Raw genomic sequence first — 24,968 nt, 5'->3', positions numbered from 1 at the left:
ATATCAGTATTAGTTATTATTATAGGTTGATTATTTAGTGTATCCTAATTCATATGTCTGATCATTTACCGTAACCTCTAATTTTACAGCATCTTCAATAGATTCCTCAATATCTGTGAATGTAGCTGAGATGTCAGGTGTTTCGTTTGAAATGGGATATATAACGGTTATATAACGTACTGGTCTATCTGCTGTTTTTTTCATTACGAGTGAATAGGCTTTACGGGCAAGGAATTTCCCTTTGGTATCGTAAGAAATATATCCCTTAACTTCATTCTGTGTGATATTTACATTTCCAAAGCTACGTATGAATAAGTTGTTATTATCATCGAATGTTGTATGTGCTCCGTAGTTATCTGTATCTAAGGAAACAGATTCTTCCGTTTTATCATCACAGAGGTGGAAATATAGTTTGCTGAATCCAGTTGCTGTTCCTATACCTTCATCTACTATTACAAAGAATGGCTTTTCTTTGGGTGTGACAAAGAAGATGGAACGTCTATGAGTAAAGTTATCGTATCCTTGATTTTCAGTAGCAATAAACTGATATTGATTAGTTTCACCTTTACGAATTAATTTACCTAAGGTGTTTTTGATATCTTCATCTCCATATCTTTTTGCATTAGGTTCATCATTGTCTTCTGCTTCTTTATTGCTTAGAATCATTGTGTTATGCGATTTTGTTTGACGGAACCAACTGCGAATATTATTAGGAGTTCCAGTACCTACATAAGAAGATACTCCGGAATCAGGGAAAAAGTTACGCCCATTATGATATAATTCAAATGTTCCGTTATCCGGTTGATTGTGACTCCATATATCCATCTTTTCATTTGAATAGTTATTACTATGTATTAGCATAGTTGAAGTTTTATCCCATCCATTTCGTAGAATATAGTGTCCGGAGTTCTCGAAAACTTTTATTCCTGCGCTTGGTGCATGTCCTTGTCCACCACGAGTTGCCATCCACGCTAATTCTTGATTATTGGGGAACATTTCAGCGTATTTCTTAAAGTTTTTCTCTAATACACTTTCTGTTTTCATCCACGAATCATTGAATGCCGATGTGCAATAGTCATTACTGCTTGCCTCAAAATAATTGGGATAGGTAAAATGCATAACTATTTCAGTTGCTTTCTCTAAAATTTGGTCAAGTTTAGAAGTGAGTAAGTTTTCCGGTAGATGATTCTCCTGGATAAGTCTTTTAAGGTTATAAAGTTCGTCTAATATACCTATATGGTAATGCAAAGAAAGGTCACTAAGCATTCCGTCCGGTAAGAATTGTTTTTCAAGTTGCTCATTAATGATTCTACAACCTTCTGCTTGCCATTGAGGAGCATCCTTAAATTCAGGAAATAAAGTTCCGGCAAATACCATTGAGATTATTTGGCTAAATAGAATATTGTTTTCATCTTTATAGCGGTTTTTTAGTAAAAAATCGGCATGTTCTGAGAAGTGAACTAAAAAGAAAGAAAGCCATTGGGGTGTGAAATTGGATGAAAACTTGAAATATTCAAATGCTTGTGCTTGCCCCATTAGACGTGTGGATACTTGTAATTGCCACCATGCAAATTCATCTACAACGGTTTCTGTTTTTGGGAATTTGGATACCCAATCTGAATATACATCTTTCCATCCCAACATATATGCTTCATCTTGGGTTTTTTGATATGCCATAGCCTGAAATGGAATCCAATTGTGTCGATGCAACTGCTTGCGATATTCGTTATCAGCATCTTTAGGAATAAATTCCCAATTGATCTCTTTTCCTGACTTTAAGCTATAGGGAACTTTTTCTTTACCATTTCCAAGATCTTTTTCTTCTACATAATTATCATTAACATAAAAACGATAATTATTTTCTGCTAATGCTAATTCTGCATATCTTGCTTGCTTTGTTGTAATAGAGTTTAAGGATACATAAGGGTTAATGATGCCAATTCTACCTCTATAATATTCGAGTAGAGCTTTGGATGCAGAGTAATAGTTACCAGTTTCATACCAATTTTTTACTTGCTCCAAGCCAGGATAATCTAAATTGATAACTTCAAATAAACGTTGATCAATTTCTTCGTTAGGGAAACTAGTTTCCTCCTCGGCAGAATCTTTTCCACTGTTTTTGTAGAGTTCGTCGTCATCTGTGCATCCTGTAAATGCAATCAGTGAGAACACGCAAATAAAGAAGATGTTCTTCATACTTTATTAGGTTTTAATTATTAAAAGTTATATTTTACTGTTTGCAAATGTAATCTCTTTATATATAACGATTAGCCGAAGTTGTTCAGGCTTTGTTCAAAAATGTTTTTTTGATATTAGTTTTGTTGAATCATATGCTATTTCTGTTCAAAAAAACTGTTTATGACTTGAAAATAGGTCTTTTGTATGTCATAATGTAACCTTCTCATACATATATAGAGGAAGGCTTTTGTACATTTTTAGGTGTTGGTTTGGACGTTTTTTAGTCCAAAGTGATTTTTGGAAACAGGTGGAATGGGAGAGATTATGAAGTCCGGAATCTTTCCTTGAGGATAGATCAAGACCTCTTCTCCTTTCTTTAAATCAATTTGATACGTATCGTTGGTGGTGGCTTGTACAGTAAACGTCCGTTTCCCTTTGAATATGGGATTAACGATGTCGGTAGTTACGATACATGGTTCTCCTGTAAGACTTTTGATGTGGATAAACAGTGTTTTCCCATCCTTTCTGTTGGCAGATACTTTGAATGCTCCTTCTGTGCGTAAACCGGAGAAGCAGACATCCTTCCAAACGTCCGGCAGTGCAGGGAAAATACGGAGTTTCCCCCCCAACTTTGTATTAACATATCATGTATACATTGTGCACCTGATAGTGGCGTCTCGATAACCGGGCCGCTTTCTTTATACATAGTGGTCGAACTAAGGAACTTGCCAAATAATTTATTTAGATAGGATAGAGCCTCGTTTCCTTTTCCAATAGCGGAAGATATAGAGGATGCACCTGTACATGAGTAACCTAAAAGAGCTTTCGGTTTACTTTGCCAAAAGGCTAATGATTTCTCTATAAGTCGGGTATTGTTTGGTTGCTCCTTATTAATAAGGTATAAAGGATAGATGGAAAGCAAGTGTGAATAATGCCTGTGGGAGAAAGCATAAGGTGTGTCTTTTCCAATAAGTAACCCATTTTCATCCATCGGATACGGAGTGAGATTATCCAATACATCTTTCCAGGTTGAATTTAGTGGATCTTGAATCTGCAATCGCTGTGCTGACTCCAATAAGGTCTGACAACCCCAATATAATAATGCAAGGTCAAAGTTACAGTCTTCCGTTACACCATATTCGGGAGAATAAGTTTCAGGTAGATGATATTTGCCGTCTTCTCCTTTTTGGATAAAATGAAGATAGTAATTGATAGCCCCTTTTAATAGCGGGAACAATTTGTTACGCAAAACTTCATCATCCATTTTATGACGATAAATAAGCCAAAGATTATGGCAGGCCCAAGGAAGAAGCCCCACTTGTGCTTTTCCTTTACCGGGAATTCCTACAGTGGTCGTCATGCATTCCAAATTTGAAGCAACACCTATGCCCAATGAGTTGTGACGATATGCGGCAGGTATGTTCAAGCGTAGTTGGTCAATGTGATTATAGAGTGCATTCTCTAGAGATGCGGCTAAATCCAAATGGTCGGAAGCATTCAGTGCCCAGTAGGTGAGTTGCACGTTGAGGTTCCACCAAGCATTTGGCCACGGTGTTTCAGATAACCACGGACCGGTGTTATCTATTAATGCCCGTTCGCCACGAGTAGCTGAGGCTAGTTTATACATTTGAATCCAGTAGAAATTTTCTTTCTTTGCATCCGGTAAGCTGATGAAACTAGCGGGATAATAAGAGTTCCACCATTGCCGATGAGCGTTTTGAAGTGCTGCATAACCTTTACGTATAGCTTGGCGTATTTCTGCTTTACAAATCTTTTTTGAAGTACTTTGTGGATAAGTGTGTGTAAGATTTATCCATAAGATTCTTTCTTGTGGAGACGTTTTTGTCTCTTGCCATCCTACGGTTGTTTCTCCTCCTGCCAATAATTCTTGTATAGATAAGTTTATCTCATTTTCTTTGCTGTTAGTAGGGGAAGGATTGAGTTCATAACCTTCGGGGATCTTATTCGTTTTTCCTTGCCTTTTGAATAATAGATAACGCGGGCTGTTGGCTTCAGCAGCTATCCATTCCCATCGAAAGTCATGTTCGTCTCCTTCGGTAGTTGCTTTAACTACGATGATCATATCATCAGCATGAACGAAAGTTTGTAGATGGATAATTCCTTTCGTAGTGGTGATTTCGGTTGAAGCCTCTGCGTTCCAAAGATCAAGACGCATCTTGCCGCTGATTATTTCTCCTTTAGGGTGTAAAGCAAAATGCCCGGTAAGTAGTCGGGGAATTCCAAATACATCTCTTTTTGCACGATGATCGTGTACATCACAGTTTCCTGTTTCCAGGCGTATATAGTTTTTATCCGGTTCTTTGTAGATCATTACTCCCAACCTGCCGTTACCTAGATAGGCTGAGTCATACCAATATTCCGGTAATCTTTCCCATATCATATCCTGCTGACTCATAAATTGAGGCCAATTTATATTCTGCTTGATATCCATAGAATAAACATCCGCACTACAAAGGCAGATTAAAAGCAGAAGGATACAGTTATAGTATCTGCGTTGAATATTCATAGTGCTATTTATGTGTTTATAAGGTTAACGAGAGATTTACAGGTTGCTAACAAAAATAGGAATAAAAATAATAAATTCCAACTAATTGCTTGAATATATTTTTGCATAACTTTTAGTGTTTGAGTTGAAAGCTTAGTGGATATACCTGATTACTGATAGTCACTTCAATAGAAACATGGTTTGAGTTTGACGAGTCATCAGTAAATTTTGCACTGATCTTTTGATTGGAAACCTTACTGACCGGATATAGTATGGTAATGTATCGCACGGGGATACTTCTTTGTTTCTTCATAACAAGTGAATAGGCTTTTCTTGTTGAGTATTTTCTGTCGGTCTGATAAGATATCCGTCCATCAAAAGGCTTTAGGGTGATGGCCTGATTTCCAAAGCTTCGGATTAATAAGTTATTGTTTTCAAAGGTAGTATGTGCGCCTGCCTCTTGACTGTCCAGAATAACATTATTTACAGATGTTTCATCGCAAAGATGGAAATATAATTTTGCATAACCGGTTGCTGTGCCAAATCCTTCATCTACCAATACGAAAAATTCGGTCGGTTGTTTTACATAAAAAACAGCACGGCGGTGTTTGAAATCATTGTATCCTTGATTTTCGGTAACTATGAGTTGTTGGTCGGCATTTTCTTCTTTTAGTAGTAACTTGCCTTCTGCCTTGCTGATATTTTCTGCACCGATATCTTCATGATCTTCAGATTTTCCCAGTACCATTGTATTGTGCGCTTTGGTTTGCCGAAACCATCTGCGTAGTTTCATTACTTCTGCATCATCCTCTTTCATATATGAACATACTCCGGAGTCCGGAAAGAAATTACGACCGTTATGATATAACTCGAATGTTCCGTTATCAAGTTGGTTATGGCTTGAGTCTTGTAACTTGGAAGATATGTTATTGCTAAGTATCAGCATTGTAGACTCTGGTGTCCAACCGTTGCGCAATACATAAAATCCGGAATCTTCGAATGTTTTGATTCTGCTGTCGGGAAGAGTGCCTTCATTACCATACGTTTGCATATACTTTAATTCAGAATCTTCCGGAAACATTGCCGCATACTTCACAAAGTTTTTGTTTAATACACTGCGTGTTTTTATCCATGAATCATTGAATGCGGGACTGCACTGTTTGCTTCCTTTCTCAAAATAACTTGGGTATGTGAAGTGCATGACAACTTTGGTGGCTTTCAAAAGTGTTTCATCGAGCTGCGGTGAGAGCAGATTGTCCGGCAATTTATTCAGTTGGATAAGCCGTTTGAGATCATAAAGTCCGTCTACTATGCCTATATGATAATGAAGAGAGAGATCGTTAGTCATTCCATCTTCCAAAAATAACTTTGTAGTTTGATCATTTATAATCTCACATCCTGTTTTCTGCCATTGTGGGGCATTCTTAAGTTCCGGAAACAATGTTCCGGCAAATACCAATGCTACTGCCTGGCTTAGTAGAATATTGTTTTCTCCGGAATATTTGTACATAGATAAATAATCGGCATGTTCAGCAAAATGTATGAGGAAAAAGGAAAGCCATTCCGGAGTGAAATGAGGGGAGGATTTGAAATACTCGAAAGATTCTGTTTGCCCCATAATACGTGTGGACATTTGGAGCTGGTGCCATTGGAATTTGTCCGGCTTCCCATTCGGCTTTGGATTTTTGAGTATCCAATCTGTATATACTTCTTTCCATGAAAGCATATATTTTTCATTCTTGGATTTTTGATAGGCTTTGCCCTGCATTGGTATCCAATTATGGCGATGTAACTGCTTTTGATATTCATTATCAGCACCTTCGGGAGCAAATTGCCAATTAATCGTTTGGCCGTTACTTTTCAGTGAATATGGAATTTTCCGATCTTTGTCTTCCAAGTAATTGTCATTGACGTAAAAACGATATTCGTCTATGGCATAATCGGCATAACCTTGCTCCGTGTCATTAAGAGTAGCAGTCAGATTGGGGTTTTCAATGGCCGTTCTGCTTCTGTAGTAGGTAAGTAACTTTTGCATTGCTGCATCATTCTCACCGCTTTTATATAAAGATTTTATTTCTTCTAATCCCGGATAATCAAGATTGAGAATATCAAATAAATGTTCTTCGGCCTCTTCCTGAGGAGGGGTTGGCTCGTCTTTGGGAGGAAGATTATTATTGTTTTCCTGAATGTCGTTGTCAGTGCACGCTATAAACGTGGCGATAAGAAATAACAATATGTGGATACCTAATTTATTACCGAAGTTCATAGTATTAATTATTAGTTTACGCAATTTCTGAGTACTGATTTATTTCTCTGCAAATATATGGAGTAAAGTAGCCTGATTATGGATAATTTTATTGAATAGTATTTCAATTTTGTGCAATGTTCCTGTTTGATACGTGGAAAAGGCCGTAGCATTTTGTAGAATTGTGCTGTAGTGTTAATAATCTCGTCTACTTATATTATGCAAAACATCTTGGTCTTTTGATAAGTTCGTCTAATAGAGTTAATGAGTTGGAGTTGAGTAATCGACCGGTTGCTGTTGTGTAACCACATGGAAAGACAAGTGTAACTTATCGGTTACACAACTGTAATGCATTAAAGAAAAAATGCACTTTTCTCTTGGAAAAAAGCGAAAACATCCTGTTGTTTTTTGTAAACTTATTCTATTTTACCCTTGTTTTTGGACTTAAACCTTTGATAATGAGGACTGCAACATTTTTGTATTTCCCCCTATAATACTTAGAATAACTACAAAAATGTCACAGGCGATGAAAGAGAGGTTCATATTGCTGTTTTACAATAAAAATTCTTCTATATTCTCCGGAGTTATTACTGTAAAAGTAGCTCCCGGATAATTCTCAGAAAATGCTCTTGGAAATTTGGCAGAACGTTTGGGATTCCACTTGAATTCATAAGTCATTAACTTTCCATTTCCTTCTTCTATCAAGTCTATTTCCTGCATGGCAGTTGTACGCCAAAACCATGTGTTATGCCATAAATGGTGATATTGAAGATATTTGATTCGTTCTGAAACAAGGAAATTCTCAAATAAAGCTCCTATATCTGAACGGGTTTCTGCTAACGAAAAGTTGGCGATTACAGCGTTACGTATTCCATTATCATAGAAATATATTTTTCGGCTGCTTTTTAGTTCATTCCTGAGATTACGGCTGAATGAACCTAAACGGAAGATTATATATGATTGTTCGAGCAATATAACATAGCGTTCTACTGTTTTCGGATCAAGATCACATAATTGTCCTAATTCATTATAAGAGACTTCAGAGCCTATTTGAAAAGCCAGTGCTTGAAGGAGTTTTACAATCTTGTCTGCCTTTTTGATGTGTTCCCAATCTAAAATATCTTTATATAGGTAGCTGTCTGATAGTAACTTCAGAATTTCACTTTCCGAACCGGGATGTGTAACTACATCCGGATAATAGCCAAAAACCAAGCGGTGTGGTAACAGACGTTTTTCATCCAGTAAACCATGATGATTGACCATTTCTTGAAAAGAAAGAGGGTACATTTTATATTCCCATTTTCTTCCGGTAAGAGGCTCATTTACTTTATTGGCTAAGTCGAACGAGGAACTTCCTGTGGCAATCAATTGTATTCCATTTATTTGGTCGGTGATTAGTTTTAAGCGTAATCCTATATTTTCGATACGTTGTGCTTCATCAATGATGATAATTTTCTTTTTTCGAGCATTTTTTTGGATTTGGACTTATCCTTTTGTCCTCTTAATATATTCTGTCGGTAGGTATCCAAAATATTTCTTGAAACTTGTAGCAAAGTAAGACGGGGTATTGAATCCCACCATTGTACTGACTTCCGCTACGGTATAACGTCCGTCTTTCAATAGTTTGGCAGCTTCGTTGAAACGAATCTTACGTATAAAGTCGATCGTGGATTCACCGGTAATCGCTTTCAGTTTCAAGTGCAAGTTGGAGCGGCTCATGTTCATTTCTCTGGCAAACTCATCGGTGGAGAACTCGATATTGTCCATATTCTTTTCTACAATACTTACGGCACGTTTAAGCAAAGCCTCGTCCATGGCATTAAACGTGATCTTTTCGGGTTCTACTTCCAAAGACTTGGAATAACGTTCAAGCATACGTCTGCGTGTACGCATCATATTTTGTATCTTCGTGGTCAGGATCGAAAGAGAGAAAGGTTTGGGGATGTAGTCGTCCGCACCCATTTGCAGACCTTCCATCTGGTCTTTTATTTCGCTTTTGGCTGATAACATAATTACCGGAATGTGACAGGTCGGAATGTTCTGTTTCACATTTTTGCATAACTTGATACCATCCATAACGGGCATCATCACATCAGTCACGATAATATCTACCTCATTTCCTTTCAGTTTCTCCAATGCTTCTTCACCATTTCCTGCCTCTAATATATTGAACAGTTCGGCAAGCCCGCTACTTAGATAGTGCCGGATTTCATTGTTGTCTTCTACGATGAGAATGGTTCCTCGCTTTTTGTCACCGGATTCTATAGCTTCATTCTCCACCTTTTCCGTGTCGATGAAATACATTTCTTTGGAATTGGTGGAATATACCTGTTCCTCCTCGCTCTTATTGCCGTTGGCAGCCAGTTCGGAGGGCTTGTAGATACTTATGTCCTGTGGCAGATAGACGGAGAACGTACTTCCTTTTCCTTCTTCGCTATCCAGTTCGATATGTCCGTGATGTAGTTCGACCAGACGTTGTATCAATGAAAGTCCGATACCACTTCCTACATGTTCACTTTCGATCTGGTAGAAACGCTCGAATATTTTTCCCTGTTTATTGATAGGAATACCGATACCGGTATCACTGACTTGCAACACCAGATAATTATTTTCTTCCTTCAACGTGACAGTAATGCTTTGGCCGCTTTCTGTATATTTGAAAGCATTCGAAAGCAGGTTGTTTACTATCAATTCCAGATAATTAGGATCAAAAAGTACCTCTTTATCTTCCAGATCGGAGTGGAGAGTATAAGTTATCTTTTTGTGGCGTGCCAGTTTATCATAAAACAAGAAATTTTCTTGTATCAGTTGGTAAGCGTTCGCTTTCTTGGCTTTCAATTCGAATACTCCGAGTTCGGCACGGCGATAATCCATCAACTGATTGACAAGGTGTAGCAGACGATTAGCGTTTCGTTGGATATATTCTAATTGGTTTCGTGTCCAACGATCGCTTATCTTATTGATGATATCCTGCAGAGGAGCCAGGATAAGAGTCAATGGGGTACGAAGTTCATGGGAGATATTGATGAAGAAACGCATTTTCATTTGGTTGATTTCCTCCTGATGTTCTTTGTCCCTGCGTTCTATTTCCAGTTCAGCTTCCATGCTTTTGCGCATCCAGAAGAAACGAAAAACGAAAGTGATGAAGCCGATAAAAGTGGCTAGGAAAAGAAGAATAGCCCACCATGTTTTATACCATATCGGAAGTACGATAATCTCGAGTACAGTTGGGATAGTGTTCCATTTACCGTCACTATTGGCGGCTTTTACCATGAAATGATAAGTCCCTTGTGGCAGATTAGAGTAGGAAACACTACGTTTATCTGTCAGATAATACCATTCTTTATCGTATCCTTCCAGCTTGTAAGCGAAAGTATTATGTTGTCCTGAAATATAATTGGATACGACGAACTCAATGGTGAAAGCTGTTTGCCAGGATTTCAGTGTGATACTTTCAGTTTCACTGATGTTTTTAGTCAATATGCCTGTTTCATCGTCCGGGCGGACCGTTTTATTAAATAGCTGTAGCTTGGTTATTACTACCGGTGGAGTGTATGGATTGTCCAGCAACAACTCCGGACGGAAAGTAGTGATACCATTGATACCACCAAAGTACATTTGCCCGTTGGCAGTGCGGCAGTAGGAGGAAGAGTTGAATTGATTACTTTGTAATCCATCCGATTCTGTAAAGTTACGGAACTTTTCCGTTTCCGGATTGAAACAGGAAATACCACGATTGGTACTCAGCCAAAGTCGTCCGAAAGTATCTTCCAGTATGCCGTAGACCACATTATTGGGCAGTCCATTAATTGTAGTGTATCGTTTGATTGTTTTTTCTTCCTCATTAAAGCAATAGACTCCTTCACGTGTGCCTATCCAAATAATACCATTGGAAGCCTCGTAAATGCAATTGGTAAATAACTTTGTAACTGATGATTCAGGTAGTATCGTAACTTCTTGTATTTCCGGTCCTTCCTGTTGAAAGACTGATATACCCTCTTCGCCGCCAATCCAAAGTCGTTTGTGGGAATCCCTGAATAAGATTGTGATTCGTTGGGGAGTGAAAGGCGTGCCGTCTTTCTCTTTTTCTATGGTTGTAAAACTGCGTTCTTTCGGATTGAAACGGACTAAAGCGCTGAGTGTTCCCAATAAGAGATTACCGTCTTTGTCGGGAAGGATGGCATATACATTCTCATTGACAAGCTGGCTGTTCAGCTGATTGAAACTTTCCATCCGTCCACTGTTACGGTGGAGGACGTTCAATCCTCCGGCGTGTGTACCTATATATACCAATGATTTTTCTTCATCCACATATACAGCTTTGATATTGTTGGAACCGATACCGATTTCACGCTCGTTTTCTTGCAAGGCGTAATGGGTGAAATGTTGTGTCTTGGTGTTGTATAGATTTAATCCGCCGTCATTGGTTCCTATCCACAGATTCTTGTCCTTGTCTTCTACAATACAGCTTACTACATTGTCACTCAACGAGTTCTTATATGGGATGCGCTGTATATTCTTGAATCGGTTTCGGATGGGATGGTAATAGTTGAGACCGCCAAAGTAGGTGCCAAGCCACATTCCTCCCTGTGAATCCATAAAAATACTTCGGACGGAACGTTGCGAAAGGCTGCCGCTTTCTACCGGACTGCTGCTATATGAGACGAACGAGTCACTGGCTTCGTGATAAATATTCAAATCATTGAAAGTTCCTATCCATAGACGGTTTTGTGAATCCAATGCCAGAGAACGTATGTAATTGGAACTTATACTTTTCGGATCGGAGGAGGAATGGAGGTATGTCTTTAGTTCTTTAGTTTTCGGATTGAGCAATAATAAGCCTGCCCCTTCGGTAGCTATCCATATTCGGGTGGGAGATTGCTGTAAAATAGCCTGAATCCGCTTGGTATCCAATATAGGAGTCACTTTCTCCAGATTTTTTTGAGTGACGGAATAACTGTAAAGCCCGTCTTCCATCGTACCGATATAGATTATGTCGCCATGCCGGTAAAGAGCGGAAGCTATGATTTTGTGCATGGCAGTGCTGAAAGCATCTTCTACAAACTTGGATTCTTGGCTGTCGAACATGATCAGACCTTCCTGTGTGCTTACCAACAATTGCTCAGGAGAGATTTCTGCGATGCCGTTGACCTGTTGCCGTTTGCCTTTTTTTTCATAGAAAAAGTTCTTGAATTGGTCTTTTTCTTCATCATAATAAGATAGACCGTCTCGTGTTCCTATCCAAACCCGTCCCTGACTATCGGTCTTGACAATTCTTGAAATGTCATTGGCAATGCTGTTAGGATCATCTTCATTGTGTTGGTAAACTGTGAATGCGTATCCATCATATTTGTTTACCCCATCATAAGTGGCAAACCACATATTGCCCCGTTTGTCCTGATCAATGGCGAATACAGTGCTTTGTGACAATCCTTCATTGATAGAGATATAAGAAAAGTTGATAGGTTCCGGAATTTCCGAAAAAGCGGAATGGGTACCTAAATACAGAAATAGCAGGCAAATGACTATATTTTTAAGGTTGCTCATTATTAGGTCATAAGATTAATAATGGCACCAAAGATAATAAAATCTTTAATATGCCCCATCGTTTTATCCGGAAAACAATGCAACCTTTTCCGGATAATGTTAAATATCTTTCTTCATTATTAGTCGATTTTCGTTATCGATGCGTTGGTAGGATATTTCATTCATAATGCTTCGAATCAGGAAAATACCCAATCCCCCGATAGGACGTTCTTCAATAGGAAGTGTAATATCCACATCTTCCACTTGTGTGGGGTCGAAAGAGGCTCCTTTATCCGTCAGAAGGAATATCAGTTGTTTTTCGGTAGCCGTTACTTTTAGCAAAATGGCATGCTGCTCTTGTGGAGGATAGGCATACATGATGATATTGGCAACAGCTTCTTCTAGAGCCAGATTGATATTCATGGTTGTTTCTACAGACAGAGAAAGTTCTTCGCCTACTTCTTCTATAAAACTGGCTAAAACAGTTATTTCGTTTAGATTGTTCGAGATTGTTATTTCTTTTTCCATAATGATGTATTAGTTAATGATTTTATATTCGGGTTCGTATTGAATGAGTAAGATAGTCAGGTCATCACTGGCTTCAGCTTCTTGCACATGGTCTGCGATGGAGGTGACAATGACATCGACGATAGTGCGCACATCCGAAGAGGCATTATCAGATAAAACTTTCTGTAATTTTTCATCACCATAAAGCTCCTTCTCCGCATTCTCAGCTTCTGTAACTCCATCTGTATAAAGGAATAACTTACTTCCTTTTTCTAAGGTAATTTCTGTGTCCGTATATGTAGAGCTATCAATGACTCCTACGAATATCTGAGTCGGAAACTCCAAGAATGATACGTGCTTGTCCGGATGTATGAGTATGGGAGGATTATGACCGGCATTGCAGATTTTCATTTTGCCTGTTGATAAGTCAAGAATTCCGACAATTAGTGTCACAAACATATTGGATTCGTTACTGTTAGAGATTGAGTTGTTCATCTCTGTGACGATTTTGGCCGGTGAATCTACTTGATGGGACAGGGTGCGGAATAGGCTACGGGTGATAGCCATGAATAGGGAAGCCGGCACGCCTTTTCCCGATACATCTCCTATCAGGAAGTAGAGTCGGTTGCCATCCATATAGAAGTCATAAAGATCGCCTCCCACTTCTTTGGCGGGATGTAAGATAGCATGTAAGTCCACGTCGTTACGGTCGGGGTAAGGCGGGAAGATCTTGGGTATCATTCCCATCTGTATTTCTCTAGCTATGGAAAGCTCACTTTCGATCCGTTCTTTGTGGGCTGTCGTTTCTTTTAATTCACTTACGTAAGCAGACAGGGATTTTTGCATATAAGCCAGAGAATCGTGCAAATCCTTGATTTCATCCTTGGAATAGACCTGTGGTAAAGTTACATCAAATCTTCCGGTAGCAATTTCACGGGCCGATTGGGAGAACTGTTCCAATGGGCGTACCAGTCGTCGGATAATACTATATACAATTATGAACAGTATTAGTATGCCGATCAGGAAAGTATAAATGATTTTTCGGGAAGTGCTATCCAGCTCCTGAAGGATAATCCGGCTCGGACAGACTGTACATACAGACCATCCGGTCTCTGGGATAGCGGTATAGAAAGCATATGAATCCGTTCCTAAATTGTTGAACCGCATTGTTCCGGTTTGTCCTGCCAGCATATCGTGCCCAATTTGTTCCTGTGCCCGATTATCCGTTGCAAATGATTCTGCGAATACGGTTTCATTCAGAATCTTACTTCTGTCTTCATGAGTCAGGAAACTTCCGTTGCGGCTAAGTAAGTAGGTGTAGCTGGTAGGATAGGGCTTCATCAGACTTATGTTGTCGGTAAACTGTGAAAGGGATATGCTGGCGATAAAGATGGCGTACAATTCACCTTGATTGTTATATAAAGGTTTGGAATAAGTACTCATAATGATGTTCCCTCCTCCGTCATCATAATAGGGCTCACTCCAATAATCCTGTTTCAGCATTTTGGGAATGAGATACCAGTCCATACATGGATAATCATAATTTGGGCTACCTAATATCTGATAGGTAATCTTATTACTGCTGAATGAGACATAGGGCATGAAATATTTCCCCTTTTCTTTATAATAATCCGGAATGAAAGCTATGCCGCTTCCTACAATGAGGGGATTATTTTTAATGATGGAAGTAATGATATAATGTAAGGAGTCCGGTTGATGTATGTTTTCCTCCAATATCCAGACGGACTGGTTGATGGTAGTCTCTACAGAACCCAATTGATTGGTGATTTCTGTTGCGATATTGCTTAATAGTCCATGGGTACGTTCAATGGCGTAATTCGTCACTTTCTCATGGCTGTATTTATAGAACAATCCCATGATTGTGGCAAAGACAATCAGCGTGAACGACAGTATGTAGATACTGAGCTGGGTTGCAAAAGAACGGGAGTATGTGTGTGTCATGTAATAGTGCGGTTATTTTACAAAGTTCTCATATTGAAGGGTATTTGTTTCTCCGGTATTCTCCGGCAATAAAATATCCATTGCCGTGTCGAATCCCTCACGGCTCAACCGATAGGGACGCCGGCCGTTTTTATCAGTTTGCAACCGTAGTATTTCATCCAGCATTTTACGCTGGTGATAGCGGTTGGTTCCTATATTGTAATGACGAACTTGTTCCATTACGATATCGAGCGCTTCTTCACGGTGCTCGTAAGTCCAGTTCCATCCGCGAATGCAGGCGCGGACTAACTTTTGCACCGTTTCCGGATGTTCCTGATAATACTTCTCGGTGACATAAAGCCCGTCCTCAGGCAGATTGTATCCATAATCGGCAAAACGCATTATATGTGTGGAGTCTATCTCCATCCCGCATTCCGTAAGTTGCGGGAATTCGTTATAACTTCCTACCATACAAATATCTACTGCATTTGAGAGAAAGAGATTGATACCATTGTTAAAGCGTATCCAGTTTACGTGAAGTAGATATTTGTTTGCAACCTGGTCTAGTAGTTCCTGGCTGAGATGATTCCATACGGCAATATCTTTGTGTTGCAAGGATGAAATCCCTTTCAATGGTGAATGACTGACTAATATCAGGCTGTTTTCTTGTGATGTTTGCATGATATTCACAACTCGGTTGCCTTTCTGATACGCTATCAAAGCTTGTGATAGGTTAGTGATAACCGCTTGTGGCGCATCTTCTTTAAGGTAGAGAAATGAGTTTTCGGAATGGGACGGGTGCTTGATATGTACATCGAGTCCTTCTTCTTTGTAGAAACCCATTTTTTCGGCTACATAATAACCTGCAAATTGTGCTTGAGCTGTCCACTTTGGTATCAAAGTTATGGACTGTGCGTTCGCTGTATCTGTCATCAGCCATACGGATAACAGGATACCAATAAGGATGTGGATGGCTCTCATACCTATGCGGTTAGCGTATGGTAAAAAGATTGGAACATCCTGTCATATCAAATATCTTGCGGATTTCGGGTTTCATTGCTTCCAGCACAAGTTGGCCATTGTGCTGTGTCACGCTTTTTTGTAATGTAATCATGCTTCGCAAACCGGAACTGCTGATGAATGACAGGGCTTCACAGTTGACAATGATATCGGGATTTTCCATATTTAAGAGAGGTTGTATGATTGTGTTGAATGTATTTGAATTAGCTGTGTCGAGTCGTCCTTCGACAGTCAATATGGTCACTTCCTCTATTTTGCATATGTTTGTTTTTAAAGTAGCTTCCGGTTCGAAATTCATATCAATATTTTTAGTCAGAATCAGCTCATTGTGATTATTAGTTGAATGATACTCTACTTTGTCCATGGTACGCCGGATTAAAAAGAGTCCCAGTCCTTGTGTCAGGTGTTGATCAAGTGATTGTGTGCTGGTGGTTGCTTCTTTTTCTGTCGGGTCGAATGAAATGCCGTCATCAATGATTCGGGTAGTCAGCATACCGGGAGCTACGGAAGTCCGTAATATGATTTCACTCTCTTTATTGGGCGGATAACCATAGCGGATGATATTGGTTACAGCTTCTTCGATAGCGAGGTTGATACTCATAGTGATACTTGCCGGCAAGTGCAATGACATTCCTAATTCTTCTATAAATTGGGCGATTCTTGTAACTTCATCTAGCTGATTGTCAATGATGATTTCTTTTTCCATGTTTTTTAAGTAGCGTGTCATAAAAATATTGTTTGATTGAATGCTTCAACAAAAGTACAGCTTTATTTAAAAATAGGAAATCAATCAGCTTGAAATATTCCCTGCGTTGAACGAAAATAGAAAGAATAGGATGTATTTAAACTGATTTAACATAAAAACAGAAAAAACCCGGTGCAATTACTGCCCGGGTTTTCACTATTATTTGCTCTGGAAATGAGAAAGATTACTTTTCTAGATTTCCGATCTCATCCAGATTTTTCTGGATATCTTCATCCGTCAATGAATAGTTGACCAAATCACCTGCCAGATACTTGTCGTATGAAGCCATATCGATCAGTCCGTGTCCGGAAAGGTTGAACAGGATAACTTTCTCTTCTCCTGTTTCCTTACATTGGTTGGCTTCACGAATAGCAGCTGCAATGGCGTGGCAGGATTCGGGAGCCGGAATGATACCTTCTGCTTGTGCGAACAGGCAGCCGGCTTCGAATGATTCCAACTGTTGGATATCTACCGCTTCCATCAATTTGTCTTTGAGCAATTGTGACACGATCACACCTGCGCCATGATAACGAAGACCACCGGCATGGATATGTGCCGGAGCGAAATTATGCCCTAATGTAAACATCGGAAGGAGCGGAGTATATCCGGCTTCGTCACCGAAGTCGTATTGGAATTTACCACGTGTCAGTTTAGGGCATGAGGCGGGTTCGGCTGCCACAAAGCGGGTTTTCTTTCCTTCCAGTATGTTATGACGCATGAACGGGAAAGAGATACCGCCAAAGTTGGAGCCTCCTCCGAAACATCCGATCACGACATCCGGGTATTCACCTGCCATCTCCATTTGTTTTTCGGCTTCCAGACCGATGATTGTCTGGTGAAGGGTGACGTGGCTAAGTACCGACCCAAGCGTGTACTTACAGTTGGGAGTCATTTGTGCCAATTCGATAGCTTCGGAAATTGCTGTTCCTAATGAGCCTTGATAGTTGGGGTGAGCGGTCAGAATATCTTTACCGGCACGGGTAGACATGGATGGAGAAGGAGTAACCTGTGCTCCAAACGTTTGCATGATGCTACGACGGTAGGGCTTTTGTTCATAACTGATCTTTACTTGATAAACGGCTGCTTCCAAACCGAATACTTTTGCCGCATAAGAAAGAGCTGCTCCCCATTGTCCGGCACCTGTTTCGGTAGTGATATTGGTTACGCCTTCCTGCTTGCAATAGTATGCCTGTGCCAATGCGGAATTCAATTTATGAGAACCGATGGGACTTACACTTTCGTTTTTGAAATAGATATGAGCCGGAGTACCGAGTGCTTTTTCCAATCCGTATGCACGGACTAACGGTGTGCTGCGATAATATTTGTACATTTCGCGTACTTCCTCCGGTATTTCAATCCAAGCGTCGGTCTGATTCAATTCCTGGCGGCATAACTCTTCCGCAAAGATAGGATAGAGATCTTCTGCTTTCAGTGGTTGTTTAGTTTTCGGGTGCAACGGTGGCATTGGCTTGTTTACCATATCAGCCTGAATGTTGTACCAGTAATGTGGAATTTCTTCTTCTGGTAGGATATACCGTTTTCTTTTGTCACTCATAATATTGTGGTTTTTAATTATCTGCTGCCAAAAGTAGGCAAAATTTTTAATATTCAGATAAATTTGTCAACAAAGAATCGGTTTCGATTGTTATTTTAGTTAAGTTTGCACGACGTTATAAAAAATATGATATGAAGATTTATCATAAATTCCTGTTATATCAGAACAAACTGCTAAAACCTTATATACGAATTATACTGGGCTTAGTGGAGGCTTTAACTTATTTAGCGTCTCTTGCGCTAATTGTCGGAGTGATTTATGAACACGGCTTTCCGTTGTCGGTAGATGAGATTGCGAAAATACAAGTTCTGTATAAGGCTGTATGGATCATCTTTCTGATTGATGTAACGTTGCATATTTCGCTTGAATATAGGAGCACTAAAAAGCAATATCGGAAATTGGCCTGGATATTGAGCGGGTTGTTGTACCTGACTTTGATACCTGTCATTTTCCATCGTCCGGAGGAGGAAGGAGCTATCTTGCAGTTCTGGGAGTTCTTGGATGGCAAATTTTACCATTTGATATTATTGCTGGTCTTTTCTTTATTGAATCTGTCAAACGGATTGGTACGTCTGTTGGGACGGCGTACCAACCCGTCTTTGATATTGGCAGTCAGTTTTCTGGCTATTATTCTTATTGGCACGGGATTATTGATGTTGCCAAAGTGTACGGTGAATGGCATTACTTGGGTTGATTCGCTGTTTACGGCTACGAGTGCGGTGTGTGTGACGGGGCTAGTACCGGTGGATGTATCGACTACATTTACGACAGGAGGGCTCGTTGTCATAATCTTGCTGATTCAAATCGGTGGTTTGGGAGTGATGACATTAACGAGTTTCTTTGCGATGTTCTTTATGGGAAATACCTCTCTTTATAATCAGTTGGTTGTCCGGGATATGGTCAGTTCCAATTCATTGGGTTCTTTGTTGTCTACCTTATTATATATATTGGGCTTTACATTGGTGATTGAAGGAATCGGCATGGTCTCTATCTGGTTCAGTATTCATGGTACGTTGGGGATGAATCTGGATGAGGAACTGGCTTTTGCTGCTTTTCATTCCATTTCGGCTTTCTGTAATGCCGGGTTCTCTACGCTTTCCGGCAATTTGGGGAATCCGATGGTGATGACCAATCATAACTGGTTGTTTGTCTCTGTTTCCTTTTTGATTATTCTGGGTGGGATCGGTTTCCCTATTTTGGTTAACTTCAAGGATATCGTTCTATATCATCTACGTCATTTCTGGAGGTTTATCCGTACCCGTAAGTTGGAAAGGCACAAGGTGCATCATCTTTATAATTTGAATACGAAGATTGTGTTGATAATGACTTTGCTGCTTTTGGTAATCGGTACATTGGCGATTGCCGCTTTCGAATGGAATGCTTCGTTTGCGGGGATGCCTGTTGCGGATAAATGGACGCAGGCATTCTTTAATGCCACTTGTCCGCGAACCGCCGGTTTCAGCAGTGTCGATTTGGCCTCTCTGAGTGTACAGACGTTGTTGGTTTATCTGGTGTTGATGTGGATTGGAGGTGGGGCGCAGTCTACTGCCGGTGGTGTCAAAGTGAATGCCTTTGCGGTAGTCGTTCTCAATCTCGTAGCTGTGTTGCGCGGTACGGAGCGTGTCGAGGTGTTTGGTAGGGAGTTGTCTCATGATTCTATCCGGCGTTCCAATGCGACAGTGGTTATGTCATTGAGTGTACTATTTCTTTTTATTTTTATCTTGAGTATGCTCGAACCGCAAGCATCGTTGATGGCATTGACGTTCGAATGTGTTTCGGCGCTTAGCACGGTAGGCTCCAGCTTGAATCTGACTCCGAGTTTGTGTGATGCAAGCAAATTATTGGTAGCGTTATTGATGTTTATCGGTCGCGTGGGCTTGATCACATTAATGCTTGGAATTGTGAAACAGAAAAAGAATACAAAATACCGTTATCCGAGTGATAACATCATCATAAACTAAAGATATGAAGTATATTATTATTGGTTTAGGGAATTATGGTCATGTGTTGGCAGAAGAGTTGTCTGCATTGGGACATGAAATTATTGGTGCGGATATCAGCGAAAGCCGTGTGGACGCAATCAAAGATAAGGTGGCTACTGCTTTTGTAATTGACGCGACGGACGAACAATCTTTGTCGGTACTTCCGCTGAATAGTGTGGATGTGGTGATTGTGGCGATTGGCGAAAACTTCGGTGCGTCTGTGCGGGTAGTGGCCCTGCTGAAACAGAAGAAAGTAGCCCGTATTTATGCCCGTGCAATTGACGGCGTGCATAAGGCGGTATTGGAGGCTTTCAACTTGGAGAAGATTCTGACTCCGGAAGAAGATGCTGCACGTAACTTGGTGCAATTACTTGACTTCGGGACAAATATGGAGGGCTTCCGTATTGACTCGGAATATTATGTAGTGAAGTTTACCGTACCGAAGAAGTTTGTGGGATATTTTGTGAATGAACTGAATCTGGATGGAGAGTTTCATTTAAAACTTATCGGGCTGAAACGTGCGGATAAAATAACCAATTGTTTGGGGATCTCCCTGACAGAGCTTCATGTGAAAAACAATTTGCCGGAGGATGAGAAAGTAAATGAGGGGGACGAATTGGTTTGTTACGGTAAATACCGTGATTTCCAGGCTTTCTGGAAAGCTATCTGATAATTGCTTTATGTGAATATCGGCTATTGGAGTTCCGGTTTGCAATGATTAATAACCACAGGATGAAGTTGGACATTGCATTCTGTGGTTGTAAAGTTTAGTTGTACAATTAAACTTTGCGTAGTTTCCGGTTTGTGCTGGTCGAATACGAAATTCCCCAAACTGTAAAAGATTGGTTTGCCATCGTAATATTCCTCTTTTTGAATGATATGAGGATGGTGCCCGATGATTGCATCCGCTCCGGCGCGAATGAGCGAGTGTGCACCTTTTCTTTGGACAAGGGTAGGGAGGGGCTGATATTCTACTCCCCAATGAAGAATAACGACTATGTAACTTTTGGGATTCTGCCGTTTGAAGTTTGTGATTTCTTCTTTCAGTTCCTCTATCGGCTGCTGACAGATACCGGGACTGTTTTCCAGATATACCCAATTTTCCAAAGGAAGTGCAACGGAGTTATAAAGTGCCACTTCTATCTTTCCTTTCTTAATAAGAACAGGTCGGCAACTTTGTGGGGAAGTATCTCCGTAGCCTACCGGAGTAATTCCGGAGGATAAGAGATATTGATTGGTGTCTGTCAATCCGTTTCGTCCTTGATCTATTGTATGATTATTTGCCATAGCAGCGTGAGTAATACCGGCTTGGGATAGAGCTGTTGCCCATATTGGTTCAGCGCGGAAGATATATTTCTTGTGCAGTGGTGAACGAACGGAGGTAATAGGGCACTCTAGATTGATAACTGTTGCATCTACGGAGCGGAACAGTGGTGTGACTGATTCAAATAAGTGTTCGACACCTTTTTTCCGGATTTGTTGGCGTACTCCCCTGTCCAAAAGGACGTCTCCTGTGAAAGCGATAGACAGACATTCTTCTGAAGGCTGTTGACAGGCAGCCAGCATTAGGAATATGATTCCAATGCCAGCTGTGATTCGGCTTATCTGATAAAAGTTCATTAACAACCGGAACTATAAAAAACTCTTTCATCTACATGAGGCTCCTTCTCTATTAGGATACTCTTCATCCACTCCGGTACGGCGGGTGCTTTCTTTTCTTCCAGCATTTTTTGCCATTCTTCATCGGTAAGCCTTGTGCCTAGTGGCTGGACAAACTCGTAATAGCTGAAGGTCGCCCCACGAGTCAAGTAGAGATTGCCTTCTATTTCTATTACGACATAAATATTGTTGGCATTTCCTGTCGCTACATGTAGTATTCCATTCTTGTTACAACCCCTTATATTGCGGGTATAAATATCGGCTACTATGGCTATCGACTTGTCCGGACCTTGTACTAATGACCAATCATCCAGATGCAAATCTGGGTCAACCACAGATAAAGTGAAATACTCAATACTGCTACCCATATATTCCAGTGTCCGGTATTCCGGTTCTGTCAGTTTCTCTCCTCTCAGTTCTTTTTCTGTTACTTGAATAAGGAAGGTGACGTAGTCATTCAATTGATCGGTTTTTCCTTTCAGGTCATCGGTCATACAATCGTTCTGTTGCAGGATTAGTCGGGTGGCTTGGAGAATGTTCTCCATTTTCCTCCAGAAAGGTAGATTAGGTTCTACATATCCTACAACGATTGGATCGGGAGGTCCGGCACCTCCACATTCAGCAGCCATTGGCTGTTCTCCATAAAGTATGGCATCGTGTTTTAACTCTGCCCAAGAAGCCAAAGCTGTATTCAGATTCTTGTATCCCCATTCAGGAGTTTGCATGAATCCCGGATTATTTTTGTCCGTTTGTTGCATGGTGAGCAAACTCTTCATCCATAGTTCGTAGACAGAGAGTTGTGTGGATTTACTTGTTTTGAATTTATCCTTTAGTTGTTGTAATTCTTTGGAATATTCGCTCCAGTTATTAGGCTCTTTATAAAAATCAATCAACAAACTTTCAGCAGTACCTGTGCCAAAGGCTGCGAATACATCCAAGCCTTTCGGGTAGGCTCGTTGGCTATTGGGATTGACATCAACTAACTTTTGAATTACTTCATTGTCAGATAGATACCGTTGTGGCATAAAGTTTATTTTATCCCGGCAAGTGATTTCTATCTGAGGCTTTATGTTGTTTTTATGTTTTGCCAATCCAATGAGAGCCTGATTCACTTTCTCTATTTGTCCGGCTGTCAGTGCGTCTTCAATATGTATGGCATTATTCTTTTCCAAAATTCGGGCGATATCAAAGATGGATAGGTTGTCAGCTTCCCCCATTAGGAATGTGAGTGGGGTATAGATATGTTGATATAACTTTATCAGTGGTGTCTGGTCTATACTTTTGTAAGTACAAAGTACGGCAGCTTGAAAAATGGAACGTTTCAATTGTTCCTGTTGCTCCCTGCAAAAGCAGGCAGTTTGCATCCACATCATTGCTTTGAAATATGCTTGTAATTGCGGTTCTCGCGTGTAATGTCCACGAGGCTTGAAAAGGCTATACGGGAAATATGCATCTTTGTATGAAAGAAAGTCAGAAAAGTTATCTTCCTGTTTATTAATGTGCTCTATTTCTTCCTGATATTCTGTTTCATATTTGGAGGGAACGGTAAGCGTCTTATTGGTCAGCAGATAATAAGGGATGGCATAGAAGGTTGCTGCGTGTTCAGCCATATCTTTCAGGGATTCGTCCTCCGTTTGTTCGGCCAGCTTGATGCAGGTTGCATTGAAAGAACGGCATAGCATTTCGAGTGTAGGAATGATATGTTGCTTTTCCAGACTCTTTAGGATATAAGAGAAATACATGTGGAATGCTTGCAGATACAGGTCGGTAGTAATAAAATTAGGTACTTGGCGGTAGTCGTTTTCTTCGTAGGCATGAAAGAGTTGCAGGTTATTTCCTTTTGTGATGACAAAGTTGTTCTGTTGTAGTTTCTCCAATATTTCTTTGTCTATATCCTTAAATTGGAACAAGTTGACGATGTTATTTGTATTTCCCAGGTAATAGGAATCCCGTTGTATGAATTGTTGCTGGCGTAGTTCTGTCATACGTGCATCAATACGGTCGACAAAGGCTTTTTCTTCAGGTGTCAGGTTGACCTCTTCATAGCTTTCTGCAAACTTTACTTTTCCTTCTTCTGCATCCCAATATATATCATTGACTAAATTGTTATACCATTTGGTATTGGCTGAGAAAAAAGCATTGATATCCGCTTCCATAAAATGATAGCCATGTATGGCATACGGATAACTGCGTAATAACCGTAGTTCCTGAAAAGAAAGATGGCTGATATCCTGCTTTAAATCAATGGACTGAGGTAGTACCGTATCAGTCAACAGCGAGGAAACGGGATTGGTAATTGTATCTGTTTGTGCAGATACAGCGGGCATGATTTGGTTGTTTTTGTTTTTATTCTTGCATCCGCAGAGAATGAACAATAGTATACAGGTGAATAATAATAGTCGTTTCATGTTTATTTCCATTCAATTAATTACGCTATATAGTATGATGATAGTAGCTAATGTTTGAGGATATGTATGGCTTCCTGTTTTTTAACCTCCCGTTTTAAGTATCGCTTGAAATCCAGACCGAATCCTCTCCAGATGTATTCTGCGACTAGAAACTTCCCACTGCGTTCCCGTTCTAGAGTCCGTATCCGTGTGGGAGTCTCTTCACGGATTATTCTGAAGTCTTCCAATGGTTGTGCTACCCTTGACCCTAACCAAAGCGGACGGATATAAGTTTCATCTGCAATCCGGTAGATAAATAACCGTTTGTCCGGTTTGGGATCAAATCTTGTCGGTTTGATAACTCCGACAATGATTTCGGGAACTCCGTTTCCTGTAATATCTCCATAATCAAATTGATAGACAGGGTAGGGCAATTCCCAGGTGGAATGACTGGGACGATCCGTGTCCAGCTGGATAACATAAAGTGAGTCGGACTCTTTATTCAGAGACACTTCCATGTGTTTCTGAGCAACCTTCCATTCAAACCTGTTATTGTCGTGGCATGAACAGAATATAGGCATAAGACCTATTAAGAGGAGGAAAGAAGTCCTATATGACATATCCGTAATTTTTTCTGATGCAAAGATACAACAAAAAACTGAGAATGAGGGCAGAATGATGAAAAATCTGTGAGAATGAGCGGATTAATTGATTTAG

Annotated in this window: 13 protein-coding genes and 2 pseudogenes; 2 read left to right on the top strand and 13 right to left on the bottom strand. The window is 40.2% G+C overall.

Annotation, left to right across the window (positions count from 1 at the left end; all coding sequences use genetic code 11):
- Nucleotides 1-30: 30 nt before the first annotated feature.
- From hepC (GD630_RS18285) to GD630_RS18240, 10 genes and pseudogenes are all read right to left on the bottom strand, one after another.
- A complete protein-coding gene (gene hepC / locus GD630_RS18285; protein WP_143868587.1) occupies nt 31-2,196 on the bottom strand; it encodes a heparin-sulfate lyase HepC in 2,166 nt (721 codons plus the stop codon).
- 239 nt (nt 2,197-2,435) lie between these two features.
- Nucleotides 2,436-4,705 (bottom strand): annotated as a pseudogene (locus tag GD630_RS18280) (glycosyl hydrolase family 95 catalytic domain-containing protein).
- 112 nt (nt 4,706-4,817) lie between these two features.
- Nucleotides 4,818-6,950, bottom strand: a complete 2,133-nt coding sequence (hepC, locus tag GD630_RS18275; protein ID WP_143868585.1) for a heparin-sulfate lyase HepC — start codon at nt 6,948-6,950, stop codon at nt 4,818-4,820.
- A gap of 531 nt (nt 6,951-7,481) precedes the next feature.
- A pseudogene (locus tag GD630_RS18270) lies at nt 7,482-8,390 on the bottom strand (ATP-binding protein); the annotation flags it as partial.
- A gap of 24 nt (nt 8,391-8,414) precedes the next feature.
- Nucleotides 8,415-12,476, bottom strand: a complete 4,062-nt coding sequence (locus tag GD630_RS18265; protein ID WP_143868583.1) for a hybrid sensor histidine kinase/response regulator transcription factor — start codon at nt 12,474-12,476, stop codon at nt 8,415-8,417.
- 99 nt (nt 12,477-12,575) lie between these two features.
- Nucleotides 12,576-12,983, bottom strand: coding sequence for an ATP-binding protein (locus GD630_RS18260; protein WP_143868581.1), 408 nt, complete (start codon nt 12,981-12,983; stop codon nt 12,576-12,578).
- Nucleotides 12,984-12,992: 9 nt separating this feature from the next.
- Nucleotides 12,993-14,924: a SpoIIE family protein phosphatase gene (locus GD630_RS18255; protein WP_143868579.1), complete on the bottom strand. Its 1,932-nt coding sequence runs from the start codon at nt 14,922-14,924 to the stop codon at nt 12,993-12,995.
- Between the two features lie 12 nt (nt 14,925-14,936).
- On the bottom strand, nt 14,937-15,884 hold the full coding sequence (locus GD630_RS18250) for an ABC transporter substrate-binding protein (RefSeq protein ID WP_143868577.1): 948 nt from the start codon (nt 15,882-15,884) through the stop codon (nt 14,937-14,939).
- Nucleotides 15,885-15,894: 10 nt separating this feature from the next.
- Complete coding sequence (locus tag GD630_RS18245; protein WP_229092467.1) at nt 15,895-16,629, bottom strand: anti-sigma factor antagonist; 735 nt, start codon at nt 16,627-16,629, stop codon at nt 15,895-15,897.
- A 223-nt stretch (nt 16,630-16,852) separates the two neighbouring features.
- Complete coding sequence (locus GD630_RS18240) at nt 16,853-18,223, bottom strand: TrpB-like pyridoxal phosphate-dependent enzyme (protein WP_143868573.1); 1,371 nt, start codon at nt 18,221-18,223, stop codon at nt 16,853-16,855.
- Between the two features lie 131 nt (nt 18,224-18,354).
- Between GD630_RS18240 and GD630_RS18235 the strand changes: the two genes are divergently transcribed.
- Together GD630_RS18235 and GD630_RS18230 are read left to right on the top strand one after the other, a co-directional pair.
- Nucleotides 18,355-20,184 carry a TrkH family potassium uptake protein gene (locus GD630_RS18235; protein WP_143868571.1) on the top strand — a complete coding sequence of 610 codons (1,830 nt, stop codon included), beginning with the start codon at nt 18,355-18,357 and terminating at the stop codon, nt 20,182-20,184.
- A gap of 4 nt (nt 20,185-20,188) precedes the next feature.
- A complete protein-coding gene (locus GD630_RS18230; protein WP_007758853.1) occupies nt 20,189-20,875 on the top strand; it encodes a potassium channel family protein in 687 nt (228 codons plus the stop codon).
- Between the two features lie 23 nt (nt 20,876-20,898).
- Here the strand turns inward: GD630_RS18230 and GD630_RS18225 are convergent, their stop codons facing one another.
- The 3 genes from GD630_RS18225 to GD630_RS18215 are packed head-to-tail and all read right to left on the bottom strand — an operon-like array spanning nt 20,899 to nt 24,769.
- Nucleotides 20,899-21,825 (bottom strand): CapA family protein, encoded by a 927-nt coding sequence (locus GD630_RS18225; protein WP_143868569.1) that lies wholly within the window; start codon nt 21,823-21,825, stop codon nt 20,899-20,901.
- Nucleotides 21,825-24,272 carry a DUF3160 domain-containing protein gene (locus GD630_RS18220; RefSeq protein ID WP_238482940.1) on the bottom strand — a complete coding sequence of 816 codons (2,448 nt, stop codon included), beginning with the start codon at nt 24,270-24,272 and terminating at the stop codon, nt 21,825-21,827. Before GD630_RS18220 ends, GD630_RS18225 begins: the two co-directional genes overlap by 1 nt.
- Nucleotides 24,273-24,319: 47 nt before the next feature.
- Nucleotides 24,320-24,769, bottom strand: coding sequence for a nuclear receptor-binding factor 2 (locus GD630_RS18215; protein WP_143868603.1), 450 nt, complete (start codon nt 24,767-24,769; stop codon nt 24,320-24,322).
- Nucleotides 24,770-24,968 lie beyond the last annotated feature (199 nt).

Source organism: Bacteroides zhangwenhongii (assembly GCF_009193325.2).
Classification (GTDB): Bacteria; Bacteroidota; Bacteroidia; order Bacteroidales; family Bacteroidaceae; genus Bacteroides; species Bacteroides zhangwenhongii.
The sequence above is the reverse complement of the archived record's forward strand: the minus strand, read 5'-3'. Positions and strand labels throughout refer to the sequence as shown.